Raw genomic sequence first — 26,442 nt, forward strand, 5'->3', positions numbered from 1 at the left:
ATAGGGGTACTTTTGAACGCTATTGACGTTCAAAAGAGGAGGGGTTGATGGAATCGACCGTCCGGCGGATCGAGCAGAGAGGGCTGTGGTTCGAGGAACTCGACCTGGAGTGCGTGTACGTCCACCGGCCAGGGCGCACCCTCACCGAGGCCGACAACGTCCTGTTCACGACCTTGACGATGAACACCCAGTCCCTGCACCTGGACGCGGCATGGAGCGCCGCCCAGCCCTTCGGGCAGCGGCTGGTCAACAGCATGCTCACGCTCGCCACGCTCGTCGGGCTCTCGGTCGCCCAGTTGACCGAGGGCACCGTCAGCGCCAACCTGGGCTTCGAGCGGGTGGACTTCCCCCATCCGCTCATCCACGGCGACACCCTCTACGCCCAGACGCGCATGCTCCACAAGCGCCCCTCCCGGTCCCGGCCGGGCGAGGGGGTGGTGCGCTTCGCGCATACCGGAACCAACCAGCACGATCAGGTGGTGGCCGAAGCGGTGCGGGTGACCCTGGTCCGGCTGCGCCCTCAGGGGCGTCCGTGACGGCCGACCTGTTCGCCAACGGCCCGGCCTGGCTGTTCTGCCCGGCGGATCGTCTCGAGCGCTACGCGAAGGCGGCGGCCGCCGCGGACGTGGTCATCATCGACCTCGAAGACGGAGTGCCGCGTTCACGCCGCCCGCGGGCACGCGAGTGCGTCCTCGAAGCCGCCGACGACCTCGACCCGCGCTCGACCGTGCTCCGCGTCAACCCCGTCGGCACCGACGATCACGACGCGGACCTCGACCTGCTCTCCCGCCTGCCACTGCGGGCAGTGATGCTGGCCAAGGCCGAGCACCCGGATCAGCTCACCGCGTTGCCCGGGAGGCAGGTCGTCGCACTGTGCGAAACACCCCGGGGCGTCCTCAACGCGGGCGCGATCGCGTCCGCCGACAACTGCGCCGCACTGATGTGGGGCGCCGAGGACCTCGTGGCGGCGATCGGCGGGACCTCGAGCAGACGCGAGGACGGCGGCTACCGCGGCTTCGCCCTGCACGCGCGTGCGCACGTGCTGCTGGCCGCCGCCGCGGCCGGGAAGCCCGCCCTCGATGCGGTCGTACTCGACATCGGTGACGAGGCGGGCCTGACCGAGGAGGCCGCCGACGCCGCGGCCTGCGGATTCGCCGGCAAGGGCTGCATCCACCCCCGCCAGCCACCCCTGGTCCGAGCCGCCTTCCAGCCCACCGCCGGGCAACTTGAATGGGCTCGGGCCGTACTCGAGGCGGCCGAGCGCCAAGGGACGGAAGGCGGCGCGTTCGCGTTCCACGGGCAGATGGTCGACGATCCGGTCCTGCGCCGGGCCCGCCACATCCTCGCCCGCGCCACGCCCTCGCCCGCACGGGTGTGAACAACCGGACCAATACCCTGGCCGTGTGCCGCGGCGAACGGCACCCGGCCAGGGCGTGAACGGGCCGAGCACGAGCGTGGAGCCGAACGAGGGAGTCGAGACGACGTGGGCGAGCAGCAGCCGACCAGCAAGCGCGAACGCAACCCCATGGGCGCATTGGCGAGGGTGCTCGCGGCCCTGGCCGAGATGGACGAGTCCTCGATAGGCATGCGCGAACTCGCCCGCAGGCTCGGCACCCCGCCCAGTTCCCTCCAGCGCACCCTGGAGGGGGCGTACGAGACCAGCCTCGTCGCCTTGGCCGGCCCCGGGCAGTGGGAACTGGGCTGGGAGTTTCACCGGATCGCCGCCCTGGCCCAGCGCAAGCAGCCCTTCCGCGCCGCCGCCGACATCCTCGAGACGCTGCGCGACGAGACCGGCGAGACCGCACTGCTCACAGTCTACGACCCCGCCCGCAGGACGCGGATGTTCGTCGCCGCCGCCGAGTCCCGCCACTCCGTACGCTTCGTCCCGCGGCTCTTCTCCTGGATGCCCGCCCACGCGGGAGCCAGCGCGCTGGCGATCCTCGCCTTCCGCCCCGAGGACGAACGCCGCGCCCTCTACGACGCCGGGCTGGCCGCCCTGACCGCGACGACCACCACGAGCCCCGAGGACCTCGAGGCTCGCCTGGCCGATATCAGGCGCGACGGCTACGCGTTCAGCTTCGACGAGGTCAACCTCGCCGCCGCGGCCGTCGCCGCCCCCGTACAGCTCGGCGAGGTCACCAGCAGCGTCGCCGTCGTCGCCCCGCGCCAGCGATTCGAGGAAGTCCCGCGCACGGAACTCGCCGCGCTGACCGTCCGCGCCGCCCGGCATCTGGCACGCCGCCTCGGCGACCCGGGCGGAGCGCTCGCGGCCGACGCCAAGGCGTGACCCCACGGAGCTCTGGCCGGACACTCTTCCGAGATGTACGCTTAGAGCGTTCAATTGAACGCTTATAAGCTGGATGTCCGCTCCCGACTGGCGCGCTCGCGTTCGGGCCCGCGGCCCATTCCTGGCCTCGCGACGAGAGGACAAACATGGCCGGACCGCTCACGGGGCTGCGAATCCTCGACATCACGTCAGTGATCATGGGGCCCTACGCGACCTCGCTGCTCGGCGACCTCGGCGCCGAGGTGATCAAGCTGGAGACGACGGACGGCGACGTCGGACGCAGGCTCGGCCCGTCCCGCCACGCCGGGATGAGCGCCCTCACACTCACCCTGCACCGCAACAAGTCCAGCGTCACCTTCGACCTCAAGACCCCGGAAGGGCGCGAGCGACTGCGCGAGCTGATCCGAGGCTGCGACGCGGTGGTCACGAACCTGCGTCCCGCGTCGCGGGAACGACTCGGCGTGACCTACCCGCAGGTACGCCGGCTCAATGCCTCCATCGTGCTGTGCACGGCCCAGGCATTCGGTTCGAACTCCACGCTGCGCGACGCGCCCGCCTACGACGACATCGTCCAGGCAGCCTCAGGTCTGTGCGACATCTACCGACGCGCGGACGGAGAGCCGAGGTTCGCCCCGTACGTGATCGCGGACAAGGTCTGCGGGCTCACGATGGTCTACTCCCTGCTGGCCGCGCTGTTGCATCGGGAAAGGACCGGTGAGGGCCAGTGGGTCGACGTTCCGATGGTGGACACCATGGTCTCGTTCAATCTCGTCGAACACCTGGCAGGGCACACCTTCGTGCCGCCGCGGGCGCCACTGGGCTGGAACCGCACGCTGGTTCCCGGACGTCGTCCGCACCGGGCGAAGGACGGCTGGATCTGCGTGATGCCCTACTCCGACCGCAACTGGCGAGACTTCTTCGCGCTCGTCGGGCGGGAAGAGCTGATCCAGGATGAAAGGTTCGCGACGAACGGCGCGCGCCACGACCACATGGCCGAACTGCAGGAGCTGCTGGCGTCCCTCGTCCCCCGACACAGCGTGGGCGAGTGGGTCGAGCTGTGCGGGCGGCACGAGATCCCGGTGCAGGAGGTGTTCGACCTGGACCATCTCGAGGATTCCCCCTATCTCACCGAACGCCGGGTCCTGCGGCGCCGGACCCATCCCTCCGAAGGGCAGTACCTGAGCGTCCGCTTCCCGGTGGACTTCTCGCTCACGCCTGTGGCCACGCCGCGGCCCGCGCCCCGCCTGGGTGAGAACGACGCCGCGACCTGGAAGGAAGAACGGCCATGACCACAGTGATCCGCCGCTACGCGGCCCTGACGCCGTACTCGCCCCCGCATCACTCGCGCACGACGAACCGGCGGATCCTCGGTCCGGCCGACGGCGTCGGCGACCTCCTGGTGGTGCGCGGCACACTCGAACCCGGTGGTGGCGCGGACCCGCACCACCACGAACACAGCGATCAGATGATCTTCGTGATCGCCGGGCGCTGCCGGGTGCGCGTGGGCACGGCCGACGAAACACTCGACGCCAACGACACGGCCTTCCTGCCGCGGACGATCCCGCACACCGTGGAAGTGCTGGGCGACGTGCCACTCGAACTGCTCATCACCTACCTGCCCGCGCTGCGCGAGGACGACACTCATCCGGTGGAGCCGCGAGGATGACGGACAGCGCACCCGACTCCGACCGTTCGCGAGTTGGCGCCTCGTCAGGGGGTCTCAGGCGTTCCTGATTCGTGATCTGGATCCAGGATGATCACGGCTCATGAAGCAAGCGATCCTGGGCGCCGCCGTCGGCGCCACCTTCCTCATGACCGCCACGCCCGCCGTGGCTGCTCCCAAGGACCCGCTCGCGGCGCTGCGGGCGCAGCTCGTAGCGGGCAAGGGCGTGTCGTTCTCGTTCCGCATGCACGGCGAGTCCGCGCCCTTCACCCAGACCGGCCGCCTGCGGTTCGGCAAGAAGGGCATCGCGGCCTCCGACATCACCGGCAAGTTAGCCACCGACGACGACGAGAAGCCGGCCGACGACTTCGGCGGCGGCGAGGACCCCAGCGCCTTGGCCACCGCCATGGGCAAGCCGGAGCGCACGATCCGCATCGACCGGACGTCCTACGTCAGCGGCGGCCCGATAAGCGCGGGCCTGCCCGAGGGCAAGACGTGGTACAAGCAGTCGCCGGGTTGGACGAGCGGCATGACCGCCCTCTTCGGCGGCTTCGTGAACGCGGCCGACCCGAGCACGCTGAAGGTGCTGCTGGCACGCTCCAAGCGGAGCGGGTCGACGTACAAGGGGTCGATGAGCGTCACGGACCTGCTGAAGTCCTCGGACTGGTCCCGCGCCACCATGTGGTGGAAGCTCGACTCCGGTGTGAAGGTGAACTGGACGCTCGTCGTCGGCTCCTCGGGCCTGCCGGTCAAGCTGACCACGCGGCTGGAGAACAAGAAGACCGGCGTGAGCAAGACCGCGATGGAGATGCGCTACACCAAGTGGGGCGCCAAGGTGTCGGTCAAGGCTCCGGCCGCGAGCGCGGTGACCACCAAGCTCGATCCGGAGAAGGCCGCACTGCAGCTCCCCCCGGCGCCCAAGCGCTGATCACGGCCTCGTAGGACGCTCGGACCAGCGCGGGAGGCCGTCCCCCGTGCGGCCTCCTCGCCGAGGACAGCAAAGCGTAACTAAGGGCAGTCTGGTGTATTTGGTGAACCGTGTCAGCAAATGGACCGAATACGCGAAATCGACCAGCGCGCATCGCTATGCTATGGGCGCGACCAAGATCTTCTCAGGATGAGGTGGACATGAGGCGACAGACCATCCGCAAGGCCGGCGTCGTGGCGTTGGCCGTGACCGGGTTACTCGGCATCGGCCTGCCCGTCCAGGCCAACGCCGAGCAGCTCGCCAGCTCCTGTCTCGGCAGCTTCTGCCTGTACGAGGACGACAACTACGCAGGCGCCGAACAGGAGTTCCTCTTCACCTCCAACGGGTGCGCCAATGCGGGCGCCCTGAACAACAAGGCCAGCTCCATGAGGAACCCCTCGGCCGGGAGGATCCAGTTCTACAACAGCGCCAACTGCGCCGGCTCCTACGGATACGCGGCGGCCCCGAGGTCGACGGACAGCGACCTGACGAACAACGGCTTCGACAACCTGACGAGCTCCGTCAAGCGCGTCAACCCGTAGCGCCTCCTGGGGCTCGGCTCCACCCAGGCGGAACGGAGGAACCGACGTGCCTGTTCGGCTGTGGGGAGCGGTCGCGGCCCTGCTGACCGTGGTGACGGCCTGCTCGACGACGGCGGGAACGAACCCCCCGGTGCCGGCGCCGGGGGTGGAGGCACGCGAGCTGTCCCTCCCCTTCGACAGGTACAACTTCTCCACGGCGGACATCATGATCCTTGAGGCCGCCGAGGATCTCCTGGTCCGCGACTGCATGCGGAAGCGGGGCATGGAGTGGGAGGTGGTGCCGCCGGGCGCGGCGGACGACCTGGAGCCGCCCAACCGCCGCCGCTACGGTGTCGTCGAACCGGAGATAGCCCGGCTGTACGGCTACCATGTCGCTCCGGACCGCCCTTCCGTGGCCCGGCGTGCCGAGGCACGTGAGAAGCGTACGAAGGGCCTGTCGGCGGCGGAACGGCAGGCCGTGCACGGCGAGACGGATGGCTGCCTGCGGCAGGCGCGAAGCCATGTCGAGCAGGGGGCGCCTCCGGTCGACACGGCGCTGTTCAACAAGCTCATCACGCAGACGTTCGAGCAGTCCCGGCGCGACCCGGAGGTGCTCGAGGTCTTCCGGTCCTGGAGTGGCTGCATGCGGGCCGAGGAACTGCGCTATTCCGACCCGCTCGCCGCGGTCACCGATCAACGGTGGCTGAACGATGGCCCTCCCACGCAGGAGGAGATCCGCACGGCACAGGCGGATGTGCGGTGCAAGGTGAAGACCGGCCTCGTCTCCGTCTGGTCCGGCGCAGAGGAACGCATCCAGGACGACGCCGTCCGCGCGCACCCCGCCGCGTTCCGGGCGCTGGGGGCGGCCAAGGACCAGCAGCTCGCGGCCGCCCGCCGGATTCTCGCGGAGCAGGGCTGAGCCCGCAGGGTGATCCGGCCCGGCGCGCTCATCTCGGCCGCGCATGGCACTCCCATCGGAGGACAGGACCAGCCCGGCACCGCACGACCGTGGTGATGCCAGGCGCGACGTCAGTCCCAGGCCAGGCGTTGCTCCAGCAGCGCCTGCTGGGCCGGGTTGGCGGTCAGCTCCAGCGCCCGCTCGTCGGCCCGGCGCGCCTCTTCACGGCGGCCCAGCCCGCGCAGCAGTTCGGCCCGGGTGGCGTGCAGGAGCGGGTAGCGCGCCAGCACCTCGCCCAGGTCCTCCAGCTCGGCCAGGGCCGCGTCAGGGCCGTTGACGTGCCGCAGGGCGATGGCCCGGTGCAGCCGCGTGACCGGTGAGGGGGTCAGGTGCAGCAGCATGTCGTACAGCACCAGGATCTGCGCCCAGTCCGTCTCGGCGAAGGTCCCGGCCTCGGCGTGACAGGCCACGATCGCCGCCTGCAACTGGTACGGCCCCGGCCGCCGGTGGGCGCGGGCGGCCCGCGTGAGCAGCGCAGTGGCCTGCTCGATGGCCTGCCGATCCCACAGGCCGCGGTCCTGGTCGGCCAGTAGCACCAGCCGTCCCCGCGCGTCGAAACGGGCGGCGCCGCGTGCCTGGTGCAGCCGGATCAGCGCCAGCAGCCCAGCCGCCTCCGGCTCCTTGGGCATCAGGCCGGCCAGCAGCGCGGCCAGCCACTCGGCCTCCTCCACCAGGTCGCGCGCCTGGGCCCGCTCGGCCGTGCTGGACAAGTAGCCCTCGTTGAACAGCAGGTAGATGACCGCCAGGACGGCGCCGAGCCGCTCCGGCAGGTCCTCCGCGGCGGGAAGGCCGTACGGGATGCCGGCCTCGCCGATCTTCCGCTTGGCGCGGGTGATGCGCTGAGCGACCGTGGCCTCGGCGACGACGAACGCCGCGGCGATCTGCGCCGTGCTCAGCCCGCACACCACCCGCAACGTCAACGCGACCTGCGCGGCCCGCGACAGTGCCGGGTGGCAGCAGGTGAAGATCAGCCGCAGCCGGTCGTCCCGCGCCTGCGACTCCGGCCAGCGCAACCGGGCGAGCTTGGCCCGGTAGTTCGACTCCCGGCGCAGCACGTCCAGGCCGCGCCGCCGCGCCACGGTGAACAACCACGCGTCCGGCCGCTCCGGCACCCCCTCCGCCGGCCAGCGCCGCAGCGCGACCTCCACCGCGTCCTGCACCAAGTCCTCGGCAGCGGAGAAGTCGCCCAGCAGCGACACCAGGGACGCCGCCAGGCGGCCCGCGTGCTCGCGCACCACGCGGGCCAGCACCTGCCGGCTCGCCCCCTCGGGGACCGGCTCGCTCATGAGGCGGGGCGGATCTCCACGATCGGGCAGGCCGGCCAGGAACGGGCCAGCTTCAGCGCCTCGTCCAGATCGGCCACCTCGACCTCGGCGAACCCGCTGACCACCTCCTTGCCCTCGACGAACGGCCCGTCCGTCACGACGGGCTCGCCCTGATCCAGACGCACCGTGGTGGCGGTGTGCACCGGCGCCAGATGCGTGTGATGAGTGATCTTGCCGGCGTTCTCGGTGAACCACCGGCCCACCGCCTCATAGGCGGCCCGCTGCTCCAGCTCGCCCATCGCCTCCAACTGCTGGGCGAACCGCTCGGTCTCGATGAACATCAGCACGTACTTCACATGTCTCTCCTGCCCCTGGTCGCCTGCCGGTCTCCGCTACCGCTTCCCCGGGTCAGCTTGCCGGGAGCGCGGCGTACAGGTCCACGCCGCCCCCGTCCGGGTCGGCCACCGTGGCATAGCGCATCCCCCAGAACGCGTCGAACGGCTCGGCGATCCCGCGACAGCCCGCCTCGACGAGTTCGGCGTACTTGGCGTCCACCCCGGCCGGGGTCTCGAACTCGAAGCACAGCAGGGTACGCGGCCCGCCGACCGGCGCACTCCAGCCGGGCAGGAACGGCGTGCGAAAGCCCTCGGTGTCCAGCATGACGTGCAGCCCGTTCGGCAGGTCGCAGCCGGCGTGCTCGGGCGAATGCTCGTCGACCTTGAACTCCAGCCCGAGCCGGGAGTAGAAGGCGATCGAGGCGTCCAGGTCGGACACCACGATGTCGATGGTGTTCAGAGTGGGATTCATGACGCGCTCCTTCGTGTTCGGCCGGTGAGGTTCCCAGGCCGTCCGCGAGGTCTCGTCGGGCTCACCCGGCATGACCGCGAGCCGGACACTGCGACATGCCCGCTGAAGCCTGGCCCTCACCTCACAGACGAACGGCCGACGCCCCGATACGACAGGGGCACCGAAATTCCTTCGCGCGCCGGCCACCGTGACGGGTTCCGCCCGGGGCTCGGCTCAGCCGGAGAACCCATCACCGGATCCTCACAACCAGGGCCGAGGCCAGGAACGGCTGCGAGCTGCAGCGTATGGACGTCCCCAGAACGGATCTCGACCAAGGGTTGTCCTCCCAGACGGGCACGAGCCTCGGCGACACCTTGCACTCGCCCCTCCCGGTGCAAGGGCCTTCTCCCTGCGGCCATTGCCGCTCACCCGCCAGCCCCGTCCCGGCGCGGCCGGAGGCTGCCCGGGGGCTCCGGGCGTCGGTCCGGAGCTGAGATCATGCCGCTGTGACCGAGCTCGTGGAACATGTCGACGATCAGGACCGTGTGCTGGGCGTTGTCAGCCGGGATGATGCGATCCAGCATGGCTGGCTGCACCGCATCGCCACCACTGTCTGCCGCGATGAGCTGGGAAGATTCCTGGTGTGCCGACGGGCTGACGGACTGTCCAGATACCCCGGCCATCACGAGGTGACCTTCGGCGGGGCAGTCGATGTCGGGGAGTCCTACCAGGCAGCGGCTGCGCGCGAGATCGCGGAAGAATTGGGCGTCGACGTTCCGGTGCGCGGAGTGGTCAAGTTTCTGTGCCACGGCGAGATCGGCTCGTACTGGCTCGGGGTGCACGAAGCGGTCATCACCCGCGAAGTCTCGCCCGATCCCCGTGCGGTGAGCTGGGTGGGCTGGTTGACGAGCGCCGAGTTGAGCCAAGCCGTGAGGCAGCACCGGTTCATTCCAGACGGGCAGGAGGCACTCCGCCGATACCTGTCCCGTAAGACCCACATCACGGAGTGTTATCGAAGCTCATGATCAGCCGCGCGTGCTCACGGAATCGCGGATCCTGCACGTTGGCCGGCGCAGCGCCGGGTCGCCGAACGGCCCTGCGATCTCCAGGTTGGGCGGCTCATGACGCGCCGTTGCTCAGCCGACAGCACGCGGGCGCCCGATGCTCCCGGACGAGCCACCAAGACCTCCACCGGCCGTATCGCCGCGGCAAACGTCCTCACCGTACGCACGCGTCACCGCAGTGGACTGCGGAAACCTAGGTGCCTCGCTGTGGACCGGAGACGATTCGCATCTCGGGAGGCACAGAACGAAGCGGGCTCCTCGTTCGCTGTCCTGGATGGTCAGGGTGCCCTGGTGCGCTTTCGCGATCTCCCGTGCGATCGCCAGCCCCAGCCCGGTCCCTCCCGCGTCCCGGTTGCGTGAGGCTTCCAGCCGGGTGAAGCGGTCGAAGACTCTCTCCCGGTGTTCGGGGGCGATTCCCGCGCCGTCGTCGAGGACCTCGAGCCTCGCCGTTGGTCCGTCGGCTCGCACGCTGACGGTGATCCGCGAGACGGCGTGGCGTTCGGCGTTGTCGAGCAGGTTGGTCAGCAGCCGGGTGATGCGCAGCCTGTCACAGTCGATGAAGACGTTCTGCTGCAGGTTCTTGACGATCTCCTTTTGGTAGGTGCGGCGGTCGAGTTCGGTGCCGACCATCTGGCCGAGATCGATGGGGCTGCGTTTGAGCGAGGCGTGCGCGTCCAGCCGGGCCAGGTTCAGCAGGTCGGTCACGATCGCCTGGAGCCGATCCACTCCGGCGAGCGTCGCCGCGGTCATCTGTGGCCAGTCGGTGTCCTGCGGGTGCAGGAGCGCCTCCTCCAGTTGAGCCCGCATGGCGGTGAGAGGGCTGCGCAGGTCGTGGGAGGCGTCCGAGGTGAACTGCCGCAGTTGCTTGTACGCGCCTTCGAGGCGGTCGAGGGTGTCGTTCACCGTTTCGGCCAGGAGCTTGATTTCCTCCTGGTTGTCGCCGGCCACGGGGACCCTGCGGTCGAGGGCCGTGGCGGTGATCTCCGCCAGCTCCGTGCGGATGGCGTCCACCGCGGTCATGTCCTTGTTGATCAGGTAGAAGGTCCCTACTGCCGTCATTGTGGTCAACAGCACGGACGTACCGATCGCGAGAGCCACCGCTGTGGCGCTGCCGTACCAGGGGACCGTTGGGACCGCCAGGTAGAGCATCCAGGGACCGTCCGGCTGATAGACCTTGTACGAGGCGACGGTCATGCAGCCCTTCAGCCCGGCAGGAGGGCACAGCACCCGTTCGGCGTACACGGTCTTCGCGGTCGAGGAGAACGTGGCCATCGGCGGCTTGCCGACGAGTTGCGGGGTGGCCGCGACCACCCGGCCATGAGTGTCCAGGACCTGGATCGCCATGTTCTTGCCGGCCGGCAGCACAGAGGGGAGCTGTCCATGTCTGATGAGAGGCACCACGCGGTCCCACGCCCCGGTGACCCGAGCCCGGGCGTTTTCGGCATCTCTGTCGCCCGTAAAAAAGAGAAAGAGCACACTGACCCCGATGAACACCAGTGCCGTGGCAGCGCAGTACATCAACGGCCTGCGGGCACGGAGTGTTGATCGGTTCCAGTTCAACATCTGTTCACGCCAATCATGGAGAGCGTGGGATTGCGCCTGTTCTGGGTACGAGCCTTCTTGACCACCTTCTGGGGCGCGGGATACCTTCTGCAATACTACAAAATACCAGGTCAGAACGCTGCAAGGCATCCCGGAGCCACCCGGCGGAGGCCGGGGCGACCTCACGCTCAGCCTCGAACACCATTCCCCGATTCATCAAATGTTCACTCGAATCGTTAGATGGTGTTCAACATGCGGTCGTGTGGCTCCACCACGCCAGGAACCGGTCGCGGCGGCGCGCCCACGCCCAGCCGGAGAGCGACCCGCGACGCCTCTCGCTGCGGGCGTGGGCAGCCCTCTCCAGCAGATCCAGCCGAGGAGCGTACAGGCGAGGCAGCCCAGCGACGGGTGAGCCTCTCGAATGGTGCGCCAGATGGCGGCAGGGTGACCAGTGGTGCCGCTGCGCTTGGCCTGTCTCAGGGTGACGACGATCCGCGTCCGGGCTCCTTTCCCTTGACCTTCACATCCATGTGACCCCCTACCGTCCCAAGTGTCGGAGCACGAAAGAGTGAGGATGTGTCGATGCCGAGTGCAGTGATCATTGGTGCGGGTCCGGGGATCGGGCGGGCTGTGGCTCGCCGGTTCGCCAGGGAGGGGCTGTCGATCACGCTGATCGCCCGAAGTGGGCCGACACTGCGTGCCGTGGCCGAGGCGGTTGCCGCCCATGGTGTTCCGGTTGCCGTGCTGGAGGCCGACAGCACCGACCAGGCCGCGTTGAACGCCGCGCTCGACCAGGCTGTCAGCGAGCATGGCGTGCCGGACGTCGTCGTGTACAACGCCGCGATCATCCAGGCCGACGCGCCCGGCGAACTGTCGGTACGTGCTCACATGGAGGCATGGGCCGTGAACGTCGTCGGCGCGCTCAACGCCGCCGCCCACGTCGCGCCCGCGATGGCGGCACGCGGCGACGGAACGTTCCTCATCACGGGCGGCATGCCCGAGCCCAAGCCGCAGTACGTGAGCCTCTCGCTGGGCAAGGCAGGCGTCCGAACCCTGGTCACGCTGCTTGACCAGGAGTACGGGCCCTCCGGGGTGCACGTGGCGAGCGTCACCGTGGCCGGCCCGGTCGCGCCCGGCACCGACTTCGACCCGGATGACATCGCCGAGCACTACTGGCGGCTGCACACCCAGCCACGACACCAGTGGGAGCGGGAAGCTCTGCACGCCGGCAGTTCGCGATGACCGGCTCCGTGGCCGCGGACGTTCTCACCGGGCTGCTCCACCGCTGGCAGCGGGCCTTCAACGAACACAACCCGGCCGAGATCGTCTCACTGTTCAACCGGGACGCGCTCTTCCAGGGCATCAGTCCTCGACTGCGACGCGGCCCGCAGGAAATCTTCGAGTACTACGACAGGGTCACCCGCGGTACGACGGCACAGGCCGAGGTACTGTCCGCCGCCGAGTTGAGCCAGGTGGTCGTGCATGGGTTCGCGGAGGTGACCTTCACCGCGCCCACCGGTGACATCCACCTGATCCGCCTGTCCATCGTGGCCGAACAGGCAGAGGGCACCTGGCTCATCCACCAATATCACGCCGCCACCCGCAACTGACTCGAGTCATTCCTTTCAGGCCATGCTCTTCCGGCGGAAGCCGTCCGGCTTCGGCTCGTGCAGGTGCTTTCCGGCCAGGTGCTCTCAGTCGCGGGCCGTCACCTCGTACGTGCCGGGGTCGGCGTGCGCATGACCCAGCCTTTGCCTTCGCAGCCATGTGGCATCGGCGGGAAGACGTGGCCCTTCACGTCCGTGCTGTGGTCGCATCCCAGGTCGCACTCATAGATCCCGCTATGTTCTACTTTCGTGCCTGGATGGTGTACTTGCCGCTTTTTACTCATACTGATGGCCCTACCCGTTCAGCGCCCCGCCTTGCGTACCCGAAAAGATCATCTCGCGCTGACCTGCGAGAAGGGACCCAAAACCCCAAGAACACGATTGCCGTCACGCGGAACGGCCGCTGCGAATCCCGGGACGGGGACGATGTCTCGAATCAGCGGCCCCTCCCCACATGCGCCTCCCACTCCCGAACGTGACCGACAGCTCACCCCTGACCACTCGCTGGTTGGTTCGAGTTGGGCCATGGACTCTTCGGACGAGTAGCGGCGCTCGCCTGACCGCCGCTCGTGGTGCGTATCGGCCGCTGGTCAGCGGTGCCGCCGGTAGTGCAGATATGTGATCCCGTTGCTGGAGGCGGTACTGGAGACCAGGTCGAGCGGGTAGGACTTGGGGACGCCGTCGAACAGCCGGGTGCCCTCGCCTGCCACGTAGGGGAACATGCTCAGTTGGAGCTCGTCGATCAGGTCGAGCCGCATGAGCGACCGCCAGAGGCTGACGCCGCCCCAGACCACGATGTGGCCGTCGCCGCCCAGCCTGAGCTTGTCGACCTCTTCTGTCGTGTCACCTGCGGCGATGGTGGTGTTGGCCCAGTCGGCCGTCTTCAGGGTCCGGGAGAGGACGACCTTGCGCGCGGCGTTCAGTATGTCGGCGAACGGGTGGTCGGTGGCGGTTGTCATGCCTCTGGAGATGGACTCGTAGGCGGCGCGGCCCATGAGGTGTGCGTAGGCGCTCTGCAGCCAGTCGAGGTGCGCCGGGTTGTCGGGCTGACGATTTTCGGGCTGGTCGAAGCAGAACTTCCAGAAGTCGGTGCCCTCGTCGGCGAGAAGGCCGTCGAGGGAGTAGTTGAACACCGTTGCTATCAGCTTCCGCATGATCACGTCTCCGTGGTCTCGGGTCGTCTGGGGACCGTGCCGGCTAGGGCGACGTACGTACCTCGGGCCGCAGCGCCCGCCTGGCCACGCCGTCGGTGACCTGTCGCCAGTGCTTTAGACGCCCATGCCGCCCGGAAGTCATCGGTGCCCAGTCAGTTGACCGGTTACGGTCAGGCGTACGCCAGGATCCGCAGGGTGTCCCGGCGGAAACCATCTACCCCGCCTGAGATGTCCCGTGATCAACATCAACCCGAAGATGCCGCCCGGCCCGCCGGAGCCGAGGTGCGTGGACGTGGGTGGCGGCGCAGCTACCGTGGGTGCACGGCATAGGTCAGGTGCGTCACCCGCGACGACGACTCCGAACGGACCGGCTCCAGCGCGACCCTGGACGCGTCCACGCCGTCGAACAGGCGGAGTCCGGAGCCGAACAGCACGGGTGACAGCGCGATCGAGAACTCGTCGACCAGGCCGGCGTTCACGTACTCCAGGATGGTCGCTCCGCCGCCCGCGATGCGGACGTCGCGGCCCCCGGCGGCCGTGCGGGCCTGGTCGAGCGCGGTCTCGATGCCGTCGTCCACGAAGTGGAACGTGGTCCCACCCGGCCGCTCCCACGGGTCACGCTTGGTGTGCGTCACGACGAAGACCGGCGTGTGGAAGGGCGCCTCCTGCGGCCACGACTGCTCGCCGAGGTCGAACATGCGCTTGCCCATCACGCTCGCGCCGGTGCGCTCGAACGTCTCCCGCGCGACGTCGTTGTCGCGACCCTCCTCGCCGCCCTCGCCCAGCTTCAGGTTCTCCCGGATGAACCGCAGCGGGAACAGCCACCGCTGCAGCTCCATCCACTGCGCCATCCAGCGCTGAACGTCCGGGTCGTCCTGTTTGCCGGGCGCGAAGAGCTCGTCCGCAACGGGCACCGGCTCGGGCGCGACGAAGCCGTCCAGCGACATCGACACGCTGAAGAACACCTTCCCGGCCATCAGCCCTCAGCCCTCTTCCGCGCGAGGTCGGTGACGTAGGCCGCCAGGCTGCTCAGGGTCTGCCGGCCGCCCTCGATCGCGTGGTACTTCTCGACCGCCTCGTCGCGCAGTTCCTTGGTGGGGAACACCGTGCGCATCACGATCCGGGTCGCCGCGCCGTCCGGCGCGAAGGTCAGGACCGACTCGAAGGCGTTCGGGTCGTCGCGGGACTCGCCGTGCAGCAGCGCGATCCGTTCCGGCGGGACGATCCGCAGCCAGCGGATCCACTCGGAGTAGTCGGTCCCGTCCGGCCCGTGCAGCACGAAGACCCACTCCCCGCCCTCGCGGAACTCGAAGGACCGCGTGGTGGTGGTGAACCCCTCCGGACCCCACCACCGCGACAGGTGCCGGACCTCGGTGAACGCCTCGAACACCAGCTCCTGCGGGCCGTCGATGATCCGGGAGATCACGATCTCCCTGTCGGCCGTCGCCGACCCCGCCCGCGTTTCTTGCCTTGCCCCTGCCATCAGTCATTCCTCCTGCCGTGTCTGTTTGAGGTCCTGCACGTAGGTGTCCAGCCGGTCGAAGCTCTCGTTCCAGAACCGCTCGAACCCGCCGACCCACTCGTGGATCGGCCGCAACCCGCGGGCGTCCAGGCCATACAGGCGCTGCTTGCCTGCCTTGCGGTCCCGCACCAGCCCCACCTCCCGGAGCACCCGCAGGTGCTTGGACGCCCCCGGCTGGGTCATCCCCAACTCCTGGGCCAACTCGGTCACCGGCCGCTCACCCGCCCGCAGCAGCGCCAGGATGTCCCGGCGCTGCGGCTCGGCGATCGCGTTGAAGACGTCCGACGTCGTCGCTGCTCGTGCCATGAGAGCAATCATATTCCTATATAGGCATGCGTCAAGCCGGTCGGGATCGGGTGAATCTTGCCGGACGACGACTGCACGCAGGTCGCCCACCAGCCCTCTGGGCGCTGCCCCTTCTCCCGCCCGTCAACGCATACGGCCACCGCCGCGAAGACGGTCCCCACTCGCCCGGCGAGGGCATCGACGTCAATGCGGATGTTGGTGTCGTCCGGGGTTCCCCGGTGACCTGTGATCTGCCTCTGTCTTTTTGCAGAGCGGGGGTGTGCAGACCGGGGAAGTTCTGCCGTTCGGCGGATGGGCCCGGCGTGGGGCGAGTTCGAGGCTTGAGCCATGAGGAAAGTAGTGGCGAACTGGCCCCACTGGGCTGGGTATGCGGCGGCCGTCTGGACGCTGTGTTACGGAGCGCTCGGGCTGTTCTGGGCGCTCGGCGGCGGCGGGTTTCCCTTCGGCAGGAGCGATCCCGACTGGGAGCCTGGGCTGTCGGTGCTCGGGGAGGCGACCCCGGACTCGGCGGCGCCGGTGATCGCGGTGCTCGGCGCGCTCGGGGCGGTCGCCGGGCTGGCGATTGCCCGGGGCGTACGGCGGGGCCGTACCGTACTGCTGGGGTTCGCCTGGGCGGCGGCGGTCGCGCTGACTGTGGTGGTCACCGACAACCGGGTCCTGATGCTGGTGGCCTATGCGCCGTTGCTGGCGGTGTTCGCCTTCACCGGGGTGCCGGGCGGGCAGCCGATGTCGGAGCTGATGCCCTGGTCGCGGATCAACCTGTTCATCATCCTGGTGGGCGGGCTGCTGTGGGCGCTGGCGGCGCTGGCCTACCAGCGGCGTACGGCGGCCAGGTGCGTGATGTGCGGGCGGAGTGAGCACGGGTCGGCGAGCTGGGCCACGCCGCAGGCGGCGCGGCGCTGGGGACTGTGGGCGGTGGTGGTCGCGGCGGTCGTCCCTGCCCTGTACGACGCCAGCCGCTTCGCCTGGGCGGCGGGCATCCCGCTGGGGATCACCGCGGAGTTCTGGCGGTGGCTGAACGAGTCAGGGCTGCGCTGGGGCGGGCTGTTCCTCAGCCTGATGGGCCTGGGCGGGGCGATTCTCACCCTTGGGCTCGTACAGCGCTGGGGCGAGGTCTACCCGCGGTGGATCTGGTTCAAGGCGGGCAGGCCGGTGCCTCACATGCTGGCTGTCATACCCGCCTCGATCGTGTCCGTGATCGTGCTGTCCGGCGGGCTGACCTACTGGCGCCTGCGCATGGCGCACGGGCCCGGCGACTGGGACATGTGGGCGACGTGGGCGCCGTCGCTGGCATGGCCTCTGTGGGGCGTCGCGCTGGCCGCCGCCACCCTCGCCTACTACCTGCGCCGCCGCGGTGCCTGCCGGGTGTGCGGACGCGGCGGGCACCTGGAGGCCGAGCCGGCGGCCGAGCGCGGTTAGGCTCGCGGCATGAAGCCGTACGTCGGAGCAGAGGACCGGCGTGGCGACGCGGCACGCCGGGCCCCGGTCGCTGCACTGTTCCGGCTCTCGGTTGCCTGGGGAGCGGGAGCCGCCGGGGCGGTCTCGCTGGCCGTGACACTGGCGCATCCGCTGACCGGGATGGTCAGCGACAGCGCGCCGTTGCTGGTGGGCGAGGTGTCGGTGCTCCTGGTCCTGACCTTCGTCACCGTGCGGCGCTCCCCGGCAGGGCAGGCGGGCGTGTCGGCAGGACTGAGCGGACTGGCGGTGGCGCTCATCTTGCTGCGTGCCGTGTGGCAGGGACCACCGCAGTTGACGTTCGGCGCCTGTGCCGGGTGGGCGCTCGGCGCTGTGGCGGCCACGGGGGTGGGGCTCTACCTGCGTGGGCTGGACGGCAAGCGGCGGCGCGCGGTCGAGGAGGCCGCCCGGGCGCAGCGGCTCTGGCTCGCCCGCGACCTGCACGACTTCGTCGCCCACGACCTCAGCGGCATGCTGGTGCAGGCGCAGGCCGCCCAGGTGGTCGCCGATACGCTGCCGGAGCCGGTCGCCGAGGCGCTACGGCGCATCGAGGACGCCGGGCAACGGGCGCTGGCCTCGCTGGATCGTGCTGTGCACGCGCTGGCCGAGCGGGGGCCGGGAATCGAGGAACTGGAGCGCCTGGCTGAAGCGTTCGCACCGGTCGCACGGGTGGAGCTGGCCGTCGAGCCGGACATGGCGGTGCGCCACGAGGTCTCGTCGTTGGCCTACCGGGTGGTGACAGAGGCGCTGACCAACGTACGCAGGCACGCACCGCACGCCACGACCGTGCGGGTGGAGATCCGCAAGGACGGGGAGGTCCTGCGCGTGCGGGTGGAGGACGACGGCGGAGGCAGGTCGCAGAGCACCAGAGCCGGCGGTTTCGGGCTTGCGAGCCTGGCCCACCTGCTGGAGGCGCGCGGTGGGAAGCTGGCGGCCGGCCCGGAGAGGCGTGGATGGCAGGTCACCGCCCAGATCCCCGCATGACGCCCATTTACCGACCAACATGACGGGAGCGGGATGACGACGCGGATTCTCATCGCCGACGACCAGGAGGACGTGCGGATCGGATTCCGGCTGATCCTCAACGCGCAGCCGGACATGACCGTGGTGGGCGAGGCCGCCGACGGCGTGCGGGCGGTTGAGCTGGCTCGCCACCTGCGTCCCGACGTGGTGCTCGCCGACATCCGCATGCCGGGCATGAACGGGCTGGAGGTCACCAGGCAGCTTGCCACCGAGACCCGCGTGATCGTCGTGACCACCTTCGACCTGGACGAGTACGTCCACACCGCGCTGCGCGAGGGCGCCTGCGGCTTCCTGCTCAAACGCTCAGGCCCCACGCTACTGGTGGAAGCGGTCCGCGCGGCAATGGCAGGCGACACGCTGATCAGCCCTCAGGTGACCCTCCGGCTGCTGCAAGACTTGATCCGCCCGGCCCCGCCGCCGCTGGAGGACCCGCTCACCGCGCGTGAGCTGGAGATCGCCCGTCTGGTGGCGCGAGGGCACACCAACGCCGACGTCGCCGCCGAGCTGGCCATCAGCCCAGGTACCGTCAAAACGCACATCGCACACATTCAACGCAAGCTGGGGGCCGCCAATCGCGTGGGCATCGCCGCCTGGGCCTGGAGCAGCTGCCAGGTGCGCTGACCGCCGACCCGACGAGTCAGACTTGAGCCTCAACAGCAGGCCCATCCCGCCCTCCGGCCGGAAGGTTGTGAATCAGGCCGCTGTGGTATTCGCGGCCTTTACGGACGTTGGACAGTGCGTGATGGCCCGGAACTCCTATGGCTCCGGCGAGCCGCCACTGAGTTGATCAGTGGGTACGGCGGCGGGGTGCCAGGACCTCAGTGACCTTGGCGATGGCCTCAGCGCCCTGCGGGGATTCTTGTGCCGGGTCTGCCCATGACGAGCTGCGGCGGGACCTCGGCCTCGCCGAGGTGGGTGGCGGCGCTGTGGCGCAGCCGGTGCAGATCGAGCCCGGCGTACTTGTCCAGCAGGACGCGGGCGCGGCCGATGTGCGGGCAGATGCCGGCGGCCGCCGGACGGCGGGCCGGGACGGGGCGACGTTCGGACAGGAACAGCGGCCCGTGCGAGCCGGGGCAGCAGGTGAGCGGTGCCGCTGTCCCAGTACACCCACTCGGTGGCGCCGACCTTGGACCGGATGGGGGAGCGGCGGTGCTCCAGGTCAAGGTCTTCGACGTTCAGGGCGAGGATTTCGGCGGCGCGGGCGGCCGTCTCGTACAGCATCCGCCACAGCGTCTTCTCGCGCAGCGGGATGTCGCTGCGGGAGCAGCCGGTGGATGGTGGTCTTGGCGACCGCGCAGGTCTCGTCGGCGCTCTCCTTGTGGCGTTCGGCATCGGCCGGGACCGAGGGCGCCGCCCAGTGCTTCTTGGTCTGGCACCAGATCAGCCAGGAGGTGACGGCGGCGCGGTTGCGGTTCCAGGTCGCCGGCGCGCTGCTTGTTCCTAGGTGTGGGAAATATGTAAGGAAACCTCTCCCGCCGACTTTACAAAGTAAATCTTTGTGTGTTGTAGCGAGCGGAACACGGCCAAGCGGGCGGTGCGGGGGCGTCGGGCAGCCGCCCCCTTCAGCACCCGGCACAACACCTCGCAGAGCGCCTTGATCCTCAACAACGGCAAGCGGTTCACCAGTTCGTCTCCCCCGCGACAAGCTCGGCCGCCTCACGCAGGATGTCCCGCTCTTGCTCCAGCTCCCGGACCCGGGCCTTGAGCTGCCAAGGCGGCTCGGGCAACACGCTCACCTTCTACGACGGCCGCACCCTCCGGCGGCCGAACAGCGGCCCGCCCGGGACGGACCCGTCACCGGCCGTGTCACAGCGTGCGGCGCTCCAGCGTCTGTTCGTAGAGCGGCCAGGCACAACCGGTCCTGGCCGCGGGAAGGGAACGTGCTCGATGACACACCACCAGCCAGAAGGAGACCGCACATGAAGGTCGTGCTCGCGGGAGCGACGGGCACCCTCGGCGGCGAACTCGTGCCGAGACTACTCGCCGCCGGCCATTCGGTGCTTGGTCTGACCCGCTCCCCCGGCAGGGCGCGCCTGCTGGAGGACGCCGGCGTCGAGACGCGGGTGGTCGACGTGATGGACGAGCGGCGGCTGCTGGACGCGTTGCGCGGACACCGCGCCGACGCGGTGATCCACCAGGCGACCGCGATCACCGGCACGCCTATGCGGCACCGCGACCTGCACGCCACCGACGACCTGCGCGAGCAGGGGACGGCGAACCTGCTGCGGGCGGCCGAGCTGGTCGGCGCGCACCGGTTCGTCACGCAGTCGTTCTTCCTTGGCTACGGCTACCACGATCACGGCGAGTCGGAGCTGACCGAGGACCACCCGTTCGCGCCGACCGGCCGCGGCGCCTTCGAGCGGCACCTGCGCTCGATGCGGGCCAACGAGCGAATGGCGTTCGGCACGCCGGGGGTCGACGGGATCGCGCTGCGCTACGGGCTCTTCTACGGCCCCGAGCCGGGCACCCGCAAGCTGATGGCGATGGCGTCGAAGCGCATGCTGCCGGCGCCGAGGCCGTCCGGGGTCACCTCCCCCATCCACATCGCCGACGCGGCGGCGGCCACGGTCGCGGCCCTCGACCGTGGGCGGGCCGGGCAGGCGTACAACGTCGTGGACGACACCGCAGTGACGTTCGCGGACTTCGTCGCCGCCGTGGCGGAGGCGGCTGGGGCACCGGCGCCGATCACCGTGCCGAGCTGGCTGCTGCGGCCGGCGCCCTACATGTACGCGCTCATGGCGGGCACCCGGATCCGGCTGTCCAACGAGAAGGCCAAGCGGGAATTGGGCTGGCGGCCGGAGTATCCGAGCTGCCGGGACGGCCTGCGGCACATGCGCCCGGCGAGCGCGTGATCCGCCGACTGGGCACGCCGTCGTCGTCGCCGGTCTACTGGCGACGACGACGGCCTGCGGGGCGGAGACGAGACAAAGAGGCTGAGCCGGCGCGCGGGCAGTTGTTCGTGGTGGCAGGCGGCGCCGGGGTCGGCGGGCAGGACCGGGCCGAGGCCCGCACCGGCTACACGGTCGAGCTGGTCGTCACCGCCGCCGACACGCTGCACGTGCACGGCTACGACCGCGAGCGGAGCTCGCCGCCGGGCGACCGCCGCCGCTGAGCATCGACACGGACATTCCCGGCGTCTTCGAGGTCGAGCCCCGCCGGAGCGGGCTGGTCCTGACCCGGCTACACGTGAACCCGTGACCGGCGGCTGAGCTGTCTGCGGTGCACCACGAGGCCGGCCAGTGCCAGCAGCGAGACGAGACCGAGCTGCCACCAGTTGTCCGGGCTGCCGCCGAGGTCCAGGTCGGCCGCGTGGTTCACCGCGTGCAGCGTGTTGGTGACGAGGAACCCGACCAGCACGATCGACAGCACGTCACGCCACACCAGCGCGCCCAGCATCATCAGCCCGATGCCGATCTGGAAGACCCCGGCGTCGTGCAGGAAGTGCACGTGATTGGGGAACCGGGCGAAGACCGCGAAGCCCGCCGGGTCGATGCGCATCCACACGCCGAAGACCAGCATCGTGAGCGCGCCGACCACCACGGCCACCTGGACGAAGATCCTGGCCGGCCTGCTGTAGCCGTTCATCATGTTGCGTCCCTTTCCTGTGCTTGCTCTGGTGCTAGGACGAGCGCCCACGGCGGCATGTGACACGGCTCAGCCCGCGAACATCAGCCGCTGACCATCGTCGCCGTCCAGGACGTCGCCGGGCACGAACAGGGGTGGCCGGAGGGCTGCTGTACGCCCCCTTCCGGTTCGGGGGCGCGCGGGCTCGCCGCCGGTGGACGTGACCGGCGCGGGCGTGGCAGACTCGGCGGGACAATATCAACACAGCTTGTCAGCGCCAGGTAGGTCGGTGGAGTGCGCTGGCGTGCTCGCTCGGTCGCGAGCACGGCCAGTCGCGCCTCCGGGCGTGGTCGCGGTCGTGTACGTGCCGGGCCGTACCCGAAAGGACCCCCATGTCCACCGACCAGTTCGGACTCGCCGAGGGCGACTACGTTCCCGATCCCGATCGCGACACCGCCCTGCTCATCGACGGCTTCTACCAGCACCTCGCCGCCACCCTGCGCGAACACGCGCTTCCCGGCGATCTCCTGCCCGCCATCCGGGCCCGTCAGGACGAACTCGAAGCGGCCAACCAGCCGATGGTCGTCGACGAGCCCGCCCGCCACAACCTGCGCATGACCCTGGCCCTGGTGGCCGCCTACGAGTTCCTCCTGCCCAGGCTGGGACGGGAGGCGGCCGCCGCCGCCGTACGCACCGCGTTCATCGAACCGCTCGGCGACACCATGAAGGCGGGCACCCGGGCGATGCTGGACGCCGCGCCGGACCCCTTCCAGGCCATGGTGGCGCTGTCAAAGTCGCGCGAGGAGCACGCGTTCGGGAGCGGGTTCGTCTTCGACAGGCCCGCCGACGACGACCAGCGCTACCACATCGACGTACGGCGGTGCTTCTACCACGACGTCCTGGTCGCCAACGGGGCGCCGGAGCTGACCCCTGCCATGTGCGCGTTCGACGCCAACTGGATCGAGGCCATCGAACCCGACCTGCACGGCTTCCACTTCGACCGCCCCACCACCATCGGCCTGGGCGGCACGCACTGCCCCTTCCACTTCACCCGGAACGACCGCTGACGCTCTCGTAGCCGCCCCCCGGCCCCGGCCGCCACACCGGGGCCGGGTCGGGCGGCACCCGGGCCACGCCGTGCGGCGGCGTACAACCGGCGATCATCGGCTCCAGGACCTCCATCGTGGCCTCGGGCGGGAGCGGCGCCGAACCGGATGCGCGAGGTGGCGACAGCAATGCCTTCGAGGCGCTGATGGACCCGGCCTGCCTCTGCTCGCCAATCCAGTACCGCCGCCGCAAGGTCTAATGGTCGAGGTCGCGGAAGGTGTACCAGGGTCCCCGCATCGGCGAGGTGTCGGAGGGTTTCCGGTGCGGGCTCCAGACGTACCCGGACGGGTCGTCGGCGCGTCTGAAGTAGACCGTGCCGGCCTCCTCGAAGATGGTCACGAACGTGAGGTGCCCGATCGTCGTATCGTGCAGCACCTCGCCCTCGTCCAGGGAGCGGGCGACCTGCTCCATGCCGTCCACCGACCGGTTGAAGGCCAGGTCCCCGTAGGACGCCATGAACATCACCCCCACGACGAGGAGGATGCCCGTCACGAAAACCCCTACGGCGACGGCGGTCCTTCGCTCCATGGCCCGTCAGCTCTTACGGGCGACGCCGCACAGCCCCGGGGAGGCGTGGAGGTCGTCGATGAGGCCGGTGGTGTCGGTCTCGTCGGGCCGACACTCCGGCTGTTCCCGGGTTCGTCGACCCCGCACCACAACGGGCACCGTGTCCTCCATGCCGCAGATAACAGGGCACTTCCCGCGCCACCCGCCGAACGTCACCGCACAGATAATAGGGCGATACCTCTGGCGGGGCGATCGGCCGGGACGGGCTCGCTCGAGCCCGGATTGGGGCAGCAGCGGACCGGCCGAACCAGCGGTGGGACGGGATGTCCGAGCATGCCAGAACGGGTGTGCACGACCAACGGCGTCGGCCCGGACCTGACGGAAGAGCCTGGCGCGGCAACGCGACCTTGAGTGTTTCCGCAGGTCGCGGTGACCGTCTGCACCATGATCCAGCTCACCGCCAACGGCTGATTTTCCTGGGCAACGCCACCGATCCGGGACGGCAGTCCCGCCGAGATGCTCGAAGCGCTGTCCGCACGCCGATCCGCTGCTGGGCGCCCGCCGGAACGAAGACCTCATCGCCAAGTACTGGCCTGACCTCCTGCGCATGGCCAGGCTCGCTGAAGCTGAAGTATGGGCAGGCCGCCGCTCAGTGGCGTGGTGCCTGCCGTCCAAGAGGAGCCTACCGTCGCGGCCAGGGATTCAGGTCAGGGGGTCAGGTCAGGTGGCCGGCGAAGACGACGATCTCGTCGATGTCACCGGCGGCGGTGAGGTGGACCATGTCGGTGCCCGACAGTACGACGCCGACGTCGGCGGCCTCGAAGCTCCAGCCGAAGCGGGCCCACTCGTGCGGCGCGTCCACCGGGGTCGTCCGCACCATGCGGCACCCGCCCGCCCGGTAGTTCTGTACCACCTCGGTGATGAAGTCCTCGACGACCCTGCGGCCGACGTCGCGGCCGAGCGGGCCGTGGAACACCACGTCCGCGGCGAGTGCCCGGCACAGCAGCGTGGTCCGCTCGGCGGGGTCCTCTGAGTTGGCCGCGGCGATGAACGCGTCGATGGCGTCGACGGCGTCGCCGTACTCGAGCGTGGGCGGAGCCTGCCCACGGCTCTCCTGCCGCGTGCCGTCAGCGGTCATGGTCGGCGCTCCCCTCGTTCGTGCCGGCGCGCCGCAGGCGGCCCGAACAGCACGTGGCGGCGGAGCCGGCGGTCACTGTCAGGGATACTAGGCGTTCTGCACCGGCGAGGCCACGAGCGCGGAGCCCTGCCCCCGGCCGTCGCGCTCGGGCTCCCCGCTCGAAGCCGTCCCCGTTCACGACGCATCGCAGCCGCAACAGCAATCGCCGTCTGGGGTTCTGGGGCAATTCCCGCAGGTCAGAGTGAGGTGATCTGGTAAGGGACGGTGCTGAGCCGGGCAGCCGTACGCGCGAGGACGGTCACGCCGGGGTCAGGAAGTGGGCTCGGTGGTGTTCGACCCACTGGGCGTAGGTGTGCGGTCGTTCGCCGGTAAGCGTCCGTACGGTGTCCAGCACCCGGTGCGGTCGTTCCCGCGCGGACCTCAGGATGCCCAGCAGTTGCTCGACCGCCGGTTCGGGGACCCATCGCCGCAGCTCGCGGACGGCCTCGCTCGCGGGTGTCTCGTGGAAGCGGGCCAGCCGGTCACCTCGCCGATGATGCCGACCCGCTCGATCTGGGTCAGCGCCTGCGGGCCGGTCACCTCGAAGATGCAGCCGGTCAGGCCGTGCGCCAGGACATGGGCGGCGATGGCGGCCACGTCCCGCTCGTCCACGGGGGCGAGCGCGGCGTCGCCCCGCACGAAGGCCCAGCCGAGGCCGGGACCGGCGGGCGGGCGCTGCGTGAGGTGCCAAGACCTGGATGCGGGTGATGCCGGGATAGCCGCTACGCTCCCGTGGCCCCGTCGATGCGCTCCCGGATCAGGTCGGCGTGCCCGGTGTGCTGCGCGTACTCCTCCAGGAGGTGGATGTAGATCCAGCGGAGGCTGACCTTCCCGGTCGGCGCCCGGGGGTCGTCGGCCAGCTCCTCGAGGTCGATGTCCGCAACCGCGGCGTCGCAGGCAGCCGTCTCCGCGAGGAAGGCGGCGTAGTCCGCCTCGGCGTCGGCGTCGGCCACCAGGTCGAAGTCGCCGTCTTCGTACTCCTCCGTGATGTGCAGCTCGGGCAAGTTTTCGTGCAGGAACTTCTCCCGGAACCACCAGCGCTCGACTTCCGTCATGTGTCGCAGGAGGCCGAGCAGCGTCAGGTTGGACGGCTCCACGGAGGCGGTCTTCAGTTGCTCGGAGGTGAGGCCGGCGCATTTGCGCAGCAGGGACACCCGGCGGAGCTTCAACCAGTTGTCCAGCATCTCGCGTTCGCCACAGGCCATGTCCGTCCGAGGTCCCCGCTCTACGTCGGGCGCTGTCCACGTCATGACACCATCATGACGACCTGCGCAACCGATTTTGCGCCGGCTCCCACGAGTCCGATGTGACGACCGCAGCCTCATCCGGCCGCAGTCGATCAGCAGCCTCTCCCCCGCCGGCAGACCACCCGGACGCAGCACCCAGCCGCCCGTGACGACGTCCCCGATGGACGGCTGCACGGCCGGGCCGGTGAAGCGCAGCAGCGCGTCTGTGATGGGCCCGGTCGAGTTCGCGAGCGTGGTCACCGTCTGGGCGAGTTGGTTGGGTGCGCCCGTCCAGGTGGATTCGGACTCGTCGCGCCAGAGCGCGCCCGGCACCTCGACCACGGCCGCGATGCGAGCGGTCGCGGCACCGGTATTGACCTCGGGCTCGGACGTCGCCGTGATCGTCACGTCGGTAACGCGGACGAGCGACCCGGCCTGGTACTGCAGCTTCATCAGCCGATGCCGCATCCCGAGGAGAGCGCTCAACGCCTCCAGGTTCCTCTCCATCTGCTCATAGCCGCCGTCCGCCGCCGACGGGGTAGCCGACGTGACCTTGAACGTCAGGCCGAAGCTCGTGGCCTCCAGGTCGAGGCCGACGACCGGGATGTCACCGTGCCGACCCGGCACGCTGACCTCCACGGCCCGCGCGCCCGGCAAGGGTCTGCGCTGTGTCCCCTTCTTGGTTCGCCAGCAGCCGGCTGGGTGGTCCAGCGGCACCCCGTCGAGCGAGTAGCTTGGCAC

At 69.7% G+C, this 26,442-nt stretch carries 32 protein-coding genes; 17 read left to right on the forward strand and 15 right to left on the reverse strand.

What is annotated here, in order from left to right:
* The first annotated feature begins 47 nt into the window (after positions 1-47).
* The 8 genes from ACZ6S0_RS42560 to ACZ6S0_RS42595 all read left to right on the forward strand — a co-directional run bounded on the left by ACZ6S0_RS42560 (position 48) and on the right by ACZ6S0_RS42595 (position 6,357).
* On the forward strand, positions 48-536 hold the full coding sequence (locus tag ACZ6S0_RS42560; RefSeq protein ID WP_465925025.1) for a MaoC family dehydratase: 489 nt from the start codon (positions 48-50) through the stop codon (positions 534-536).
* Entirely contained in the window at positions 533-1,378 is an 846-nt protein-coding gene (locus ACZ6S0_RS42565; protein WP_465925026.1) for an HpcH/HpaI aldolase/citrate lyase family protein, read from the forward strand. Before ACZ6S0_RS42560 ends, ACZ6S0_RS42565 begins: the two co-directional genes overlap by 4 nt.
* A gap of 105 nt (positions 1,379-1,483) precedes the next feature.
* On the forward strand, positions 1,484-2,287 hold the full coding sequence (locus ACZ6S0_RS42570; protein ID WP_465925027.1) for an IclR family transcriptional regulator: 804 nt from the start codon (positions 1,484-1,486) through the stop codon (positions 2,285-2,287).
* A gap of 146 nt (positions 2,288-2,433) precedes the next feature.
* Positions 2,434-3,576 (forward strand): CaiB/BaiF CoA transferase family protein, encoded by a 1,143-nt coding sequence (locus ACZ6S0_RS42575; protein WP_465925028.1) that lies wholly within the window; start codon positions 2,434-2,436, stop codon positions 3,574-3,576.
* A complete protein-coding gene (locus ACZ6S0_RS42580) occupies positions 3,573-3,953 on the forward strand; it encodes a cupin domain-containing protein (RefSeq protein ID WP_465925029.1) in 381 nt (126 codons plus the stop codon). Before ACZ6S0_RS42575 ends, ACZ6S0_RS42580 begins: the two co-directional genes overlap by 4 nt.
* 100 nt (positions 3,954-4,053) lie before the next feature.
* Positions 4,054-4,878 (forward strand): hypothetical protein, encoded by an 825-nt coding sequence (locus ACZ6S0_RS42585; protein WP_465925030.1) that lies wholly within the window; start codon positions 4,054-4,056, stop codon positions 4,876-4,878.
* Between the two features lie 200 nt (positions 4,879-5,078).
* The gene (locus ACZ6S0_RS42590) at positions 5,079-5,459 is read left to right on the forward strand and encodes a peptidase inhibitor family I36 protein (RefSeq protein ID WP_465925031.1); all 381 of its coding nucleotides are present in this window, start codon (positions 5,079-5,081) and stop codon (positions 5,457-5,459) included.
* 46 nt (positions 5,460-5,505) lie between these two features.
* Positions 5,506-6,357 carry a hypothetical protein gene (locus ACZ6S0_RS42595; protein WP_465925032.1) on the forward strand — a complete coding sequence of 284 codons (852 nt, stop codon included), beginning with the start codon at positions 5,506-5,508 and terminating at the stop codon, positions 6,355-6,357.
* A 110-nt stretch (positions 6,358-6,467) separates the two neighbouring features.
* Here ACZ6S0_RS42595 and ACZ6S0_RS42600 read toward each other — a convergent pair whose 3' ends face one another.
* From ACZ6S0_RS42600 to ACZ6S0_RS42610, 3 genes are read right to left on the reverse strand one after another with little or no spacing between them, the layout of a single operon-like run.
* Positions 6,468-7,682 carry an RNA polymerase sigma factor gene (locus ACZ6S0_RS42600; protein WP_465925033.1) on the reverse strand — a complete coding sequence of 405 codons (1,215 nt, stop codon included), beginning with the start codon at positions 7,680-7,682 and terminating at the stop codon, positions 6,468-6,470.
* The gene (locus ACZ6S0_RS42605; RefSeq protein WP_465925034.1) at positions 7,679-8,017 is read right to left on the reverse strand and encodes a YciI family protein; all 339 of its coding nucleotides are present in this window, start codon (positions 8,015-8,017) and stop codon (positions 7,679-7,681) included. Before ACZ6S0_RS42605 ends, ACZ6S0_RS42600 begins: the two co-directional genes overlap by 4 nt.
* A 52-nt stretch (positions 8,018-8,069) precedes the next feature.
* Entirely contained in the window at positions 8,070-8,468 is a 399-nt protein-coding gene (locus ACZ6S0_RS42610) for a VOC family protein (protein ID WP_465925035.1), read from the reverse strand.
* A gap of 485 nt (positions 8,469-8,953) precedes the next feature.
* Between ACZ6S0_RS42610 and ACZ6S0_RS42615 the strand changes: the two genes are divergently transcribed.
* A complete protein-coding gene (locus ACZ6S0_RS42615) occupies positions 8,954-9,472 on the forward strand; it encodes an NUDIX domain-containing protein (RefSeq protein ID WP_465925036.1) in 519 nt (172 codons plus the stop codon).
* Between the two features lie 111 nt (positions 9,473-9,583).
* On the opposite strand, the gene ACZ6S0_RS42620 is transcribed toward ACZ6S0_RS42615, so the two are convergent.
* Positions 9,584-11,167, reverse strand: coding sequence for a sensor histidine kinase (locus ACZ6S0_RS42620; RefSeq protein WP_465925037.1), 1,584 nt, complete (start codon positions 11,165-11,167; stop codon positions 9,584-9,586).
* Positions 11,168-11,635: 468 nt separating this feature from the next.
* On the opposite strand from ACZ6S0_RS42620, the gene ACZ6S0_RS42625 reads away from it, so the two are divergent.
* Both ACZ6S0_RS42625 and ACZ6S0_RS42630 read left to right on the forward strand, forming a co-directional pair.
* Positions 11,636-12,295, forward strand: a complete 660-nt coding sequence (locus ACZ6S0_RS42625) for an SDR family NAD(P)-dependent oxidoreductase (protein ID WP_465925038.1) — start codon at positions 11,636-11,638, stop codon at positions 12,293-12,295.
* Positions 12,292-12,663 carry an SgcJ/EcaC family oxidoreductase gene (locus ACZ6S0_RS42630; RefSeq protein ID WP_465925039.1) on the forward strand — a complete coding sequence of 124 codons (372 nt, stop codon included), beginning with the start codon at positions 12,292-12,294 and terminating at the stop codon, positions 12,661-12,663. The genes ACZ6S0_RS42625 and ACZ6S0_RS42630 overlap by 4 nt, the downstream gene beginning before the upstream one ends.
* A 587-nt stretch (positions 12,664-13,250) precedes the next feature.
* On the opposite strand, the gene ACZ6S0_RS42635 is transcribed toward ACZ6S0_RS42630, so the two are convergent.
* The 4 genes from ACZ6S0_RS42635 to ACZ6S0_RS42650 all read right to left on the reverse strand — a co-directional run bounded on the left by ACZ6S0_RS42635 (position 13,251) and on the right by ACZ6S0_RS42650 (position 15,642).
* Positions 13,251-13,814, reverse strand: a complete 564-nt coding sequence (locus tag ACZ6S0_RS42635; protein ID WP_465925040.1) for a dihydrofolate reductase family protein — start codon at positions 13,812-13,814, stop codon at positions 13,251-13,253.
* Between the two features lie 308 nt (positions 13,815-14,122).
* Positions 14,123-14,791 carry a dihydrofolate reductase family protein gene (locus tag ACZ6S0_RS42640; RefSeq protein ID WP_465925041.1) on the reverse strand — a complete coding sequence of 223 codons (669 nt, stop codon included), beginning with the start codon at positions 14,789-14,791 and terminating at the stop codon, positions 14,123-14,125.
* The gene (locus tag ACZ6S0_RS42645) at positions 14,791-15,297 is read right to left on the reverse strand and encodes an SRPBCC family protein (protein ID WP_465925042.1); all 507 of its coding nucleotides are present in this window, start codon (positions 15,295-15,297) and stop codon (positions 14,791-14,793) included. Before ACZ6S0_RS42645 ends, ACZ6S0_RS42640 begins: the two co-directional genes overlap by 1 nt.
* 3 nt (positions 15,298-15,300) lie before the next feature.
* Positions 15,301-15,642: an ArsR/SmtB family transcription factor gene (locus ACZ6S0_RS42650; RefSeq protein ID WP_465925043.1), complete on the reverse strand. Its 342-nt coding sequence runs from the start codon at positions 15,640-15,642 to the stop codon at positions 15,301-15,303.
* A 327-nt stretch (positions 15,643-15,969) separates the two neighbouring features.
* On the opposite strand from ACZ6S0_RS42650, the gene ACZ6S0_RS42655 reads away from it, so the two are divergent.
* The 3 genes from ACZ6S0_RS42655 to ACZ6S0_RS42665 are packed head-to-tail and all read left to right on the forward strand — an operon-like array spanning position 15,970 to position 18,741.
* Positions 15,970-17,061 (forward strand): hypothetical protein, encoded by a 1,092-nt coding sequence (locus tag ACZ6S0_RS42655; protein ID WP_465925044.1) that lies wholly within the window; start codon positions 15,970-15,972, stop codon positions 17,059-17,061.
* A 9-nt stretch (positions 17,062-17,070) separates the two neighbouring features.
* Complete coding sequence (locus ACZ6S0_RS42660) at positions 17,071-18,081, forward strand: sensor histidine kinase (RefSeq protein WP_465925045.1); 1,011 nt, start codon at positions 17,071-17,073, stop codon at positions 18,079-18,081.
* A 33-nt stretch (positions 18,082-18,114) separates the two neighbouring features.
* The gene (locus ACZ6S0_RS42665) at positions 18,115-18,741 is read left to right on the forward strand and encodes a response regulator (RefSeq protein ID WP_465925046.1); all 627 of its coding nucleotides are present in this window, start codon (positions 18,115-18,117) and stop codon (positions 18,739-18,741) included.
* Positions 18,742-18,959: 218 nt separating this feature from the next.
* Here the strand turns inward: ACZ6S0_RS42665 and ACZ6S0_RS42670 are convergent, their stop codons facing one another.
* Positions 18,960-19,283: a hypothetical protein gene (locus ACZ6S0_RS42670; RefSeq protein WP_465925047.1), complete on the reverse strand. Its 324-nt coding sequence runs from the start codon at positions 19,281-19,283 to the stop codon at positions 18,960-18,962.
* Between the two features lie 756 nt (positions 19,284-20,039).
* Between ACZ6S0_RS42670 and ACZ6S0_RS42675 the strand changes: the two genes are divergently transcribed.
* Both ACZ6S0_RS42675 and ACZ6S0_RS42680 read left to right on the forward strand, forming a co-directional pair.
* Positions 20,040-20,972, forward strand: a complete 933-nt coding sequence (locus tag ACZ6S0_RS42675) for an NAD-dependent epimerase/dehydratase family protein (protein ID WP_465925048.1) — start codon at positions 20,040-20,042, stop codon at positions 20,970-20,972.
* Positions 20,973-21,079: 107 nt separating this feature from the next.
* Positions 21,080-21,232 (forward strand): hypothetical protein, encoded by a 153-nt coding sequence (locus tag ACZ6S0_RS42680; protein ID WP_465925049.1) that lies wholly within the window; start codon positions 21,080-21,082, stop codon positions 21,230-21,232.
* Between the two features lie 68 nt (positions 21,233-21,300).
* Here the strand turns inward: ACZ6S0_RS42680 and ACZ6S0_RS42685 are convergent, their stop codons facing one another.
* Positions 21,301-21,708: a hypothetical protein gene (locus tag ACZ6S0_RS42685; RefSeq protein WP_465925050.1), complete on the reverse strand. Its 408-nt coding sequence runs from the start codon at positions 21,706-21,708 to the stop codon at positions 21,301-21,303.
* A 368-nt stretch (positions 21,709-22,076) separates the two neighbouring features.
* Between ACZ6S0_RS42685 and ACZ6S0_RS42690 the strand changes: the two genes are divergently transcribed.
* On the forward strand, positions 22,077-22,751 hold the full coding sequence (locus tag ACZ6S0_RS42690; protein ID WP_465925051.1) for an L-2-amino-thiazoline-4-carboxylic acid hydrolase: 675 nt from the start codon (positions 22,077-22,079) through the stop codon (positions 22,749-22,751).
* 235 nt (positions 22,752-22,986) lie between these two features.
* Here ACZ6S0_RS42690 and ACZ6S0_RS42695 read toward each other — a convergent pair whose 3' ends face one another.
* The 5 genes from ACZ6S0_RS42695 to ACZ6S0_RS42715 all read right to left on the reverse strand — a co-directional run bounded on the left by ACZ6S0_RS42695 (position 22,987) and on the right by ACZ6S0_RS42715 (position 26,442).
* Entirely contained in the window at positions 22,987-23,283 is a 297-nt protein-coding gene (locus tag ACZ6S0_RS42695) for a hypothetical protein (protein WP_465925052.1), read from the reverse strand.
* A gap of 42 nt (positions 23,284-23,325) precedes the next feature.
* Positions 23,326-23,514, reverse strand: coding sequence for a hypothetical protein (locus ACZ6S0_RS42700; RefSeq protein ID WP_465925053.1), 189 nt, complete (start codon positions 23,512-23,514; stop codon positions 23,326-23,328).
* Positions 23,515-24,013: 499 nt separating this feature from the next.
* Positions 24,014-24,436 (reverse strand): nuclear transport factor 2 family protein, encoded by a 423-nt coding sequence (locus tag ACZ6S0_RS42705; protein ID WP_465925054.1) that lies wholly within the window; start codon positions 24,434-24,436, stop codon positions 24,014-24,016.
* Between the two features lie 420 nt (positions 24,437-24,856).
* Entirely contained in the window at positions 24,857-25,114 is a 258-nt protein-coding gene (locus tag ACZ6S0_RS42710) for a hypothetical protein (protein WP_465925055.1), read from the reverse strand.
* Between the two features lie 83 nt (positions 25,115-25,197).
* The gene (locus ACZ6S0_RS42715; protein WP_465925056.1) at positions 25,198-26,442 is read right to left on the reverse strand and encodes a DinB family protein; all 1,245 of its coding nucleotides are present in this window, start codon (positions 26,440-26,442) and stop codon (positions 25,198-25,200) included.

It is taken from the genome of Nonomuraea sp. NPDC051298 (assembly GCF_055586305.1).

Bases quoted from the DNA above. Each gene is read 5' to 3' on its own strand.
- ACZ6S0_RS42560 (WP_465925025.1), top strand. From the start codon at position 48: ATGGAATCGACCGTCCGGCGGATCGAGCAGAGAGGGCTGTGGTTCGAG.
- ACZ6S0_RS42575 (WP_465925028.1), top strand. From the start codon at position 2,434: ATGGCCGGACCGCTCACGGGGCTGCGAATCCTCGACATCACGTCAGTG.
- ACZ6S0_RS42580 (WP_465925029.1), top strand. From the start codon at position 3,573: ATGACCACAGTGATCCGCCGCTACGCGGCCCTGACGCCGTACTCGCCC.
- ACZ6S0_RS42585 (WP_465925030.1), top strand. From the start codon at position 4,054: ATGAAGCAAGCGATCCTGGGCGCCGCCGTCGGCGCCACCTTCCTCATG.
- ACZ6S0_RS42590 (WP_465925031.1), top strand. From the start codon at position 5,079: ATGAGGCGACAGACCATCCGCAAGGCCGGCGTCGTGGCGTTGGCCGTG.
- ACZ6S0_RS42600 (WP_465925033.1), bottom strand. From the start codon at position 7,682: ATGAGCGAGCCGGTCCCCGAGGGGGCGAGCCGGCAGGTGCTGGCCCGC.
- ACZ6S0_RS42610 (WP_465925035.1), bottom strand. From the start codon at position 8,468: ATGAATCCCACTCTGAACACCATCGACATCGTGGTGTCCGACCTGGAC.
- ACZ6S0_RS42625 (WP_465925038.1), top strand. From the start codon at position 11,636: ATGCCGAGTGCAGTGATCATTGGTGCGGGTCCGGGGATCGGGCGGGCT.
- ACZ6S0_RS42630 (WP_465925039.1), top strand. From the start codon at position 12,292: ATGACCGGCTCCGTGGCCGCGGACGTTCTCACCGGGCTGCTCCACCGC.
- ACZ6S0_RS42635 (WP_465925040.1), bottom strand. From the start codon at position 13,814: ATGCGGAAGCTGATAGCAACGGTGTTCAACTACTCCCTCGACGGCCTT.
- ACZ6S0_RS42640 (WP_465925041.1), bottom strand. From the start codon at position 14,791: ATGGCCGGGAAGGTGTTCTTCAGCGTGTCGATGTCGCTGGACGGCTTC.
- ACZ6S0_RS42645 (WP_465925042.1), bottom strand. From the start codon at position 15,297: ATGGCAGGGGCAAGGCAAGAAACGCGGGCGGGGTCGGCGACGGCCGAC.
- ACZ6S0_RS42650 (WP_465925043.1), bottom strand. From the start codon at position 15,642: ATGGCACGAGCAGCGACGACGTCGGACGTCTTCAACGCGATCGCCGAG.
- ACZ6S0_RS42655 (WP_465925044.1), top strand. From the start codon at position 15,970: ATGAGGAAAGTAGTGGCGAACTGGCCCCACTGGGCTGGGTATGCGGCG.
- ACZ6S0_RS42660 (WP_465925045.1), top strand. From the start codon at position 17,071: ATGAAGCCGTACGTCGGAGCAGAGGACCGGCGTGGCGACGCGGCACGC.
- ACZ6S0_RS42665 (WP_465925046.1), top strand. From the start codon at position 18,115: ATGACGACGCGGATTCTCATCGCCGACGACCAGGAGGACGTGCGGATC.
- ACZ6S0_RS42675 (WP_465925048.1), top strand. From the start codon at position 20,040: ATGAAGGTCGTGCTCGCGGGAGCGACGGGCACCCTCGGCGGCGAACTC.
- ACZ6S0_RS42685 (WP_465925050.1), bottom strand. From the start codon at position 21,708: ATGATGAACGGCTACAGCAGGCCGGCCAGGATCTTCGTCCAGGTGGCC.
- ACZ6S0_RS42690 (WP_465925051.1), top strand. From the start codon at position 22,077: ATGTCCACCGACCAGTTCGGACTCGCCGAGGGCGACTACGTTCCCGAT.
- ACZ6S0_RS42705 (WP_465925054.1), bottom strand. From the start codon at position 24,436: ATGACCGCTGACGGCACGCGGCAGGAGAGCCGTGGGCAGGCTCCGCCC.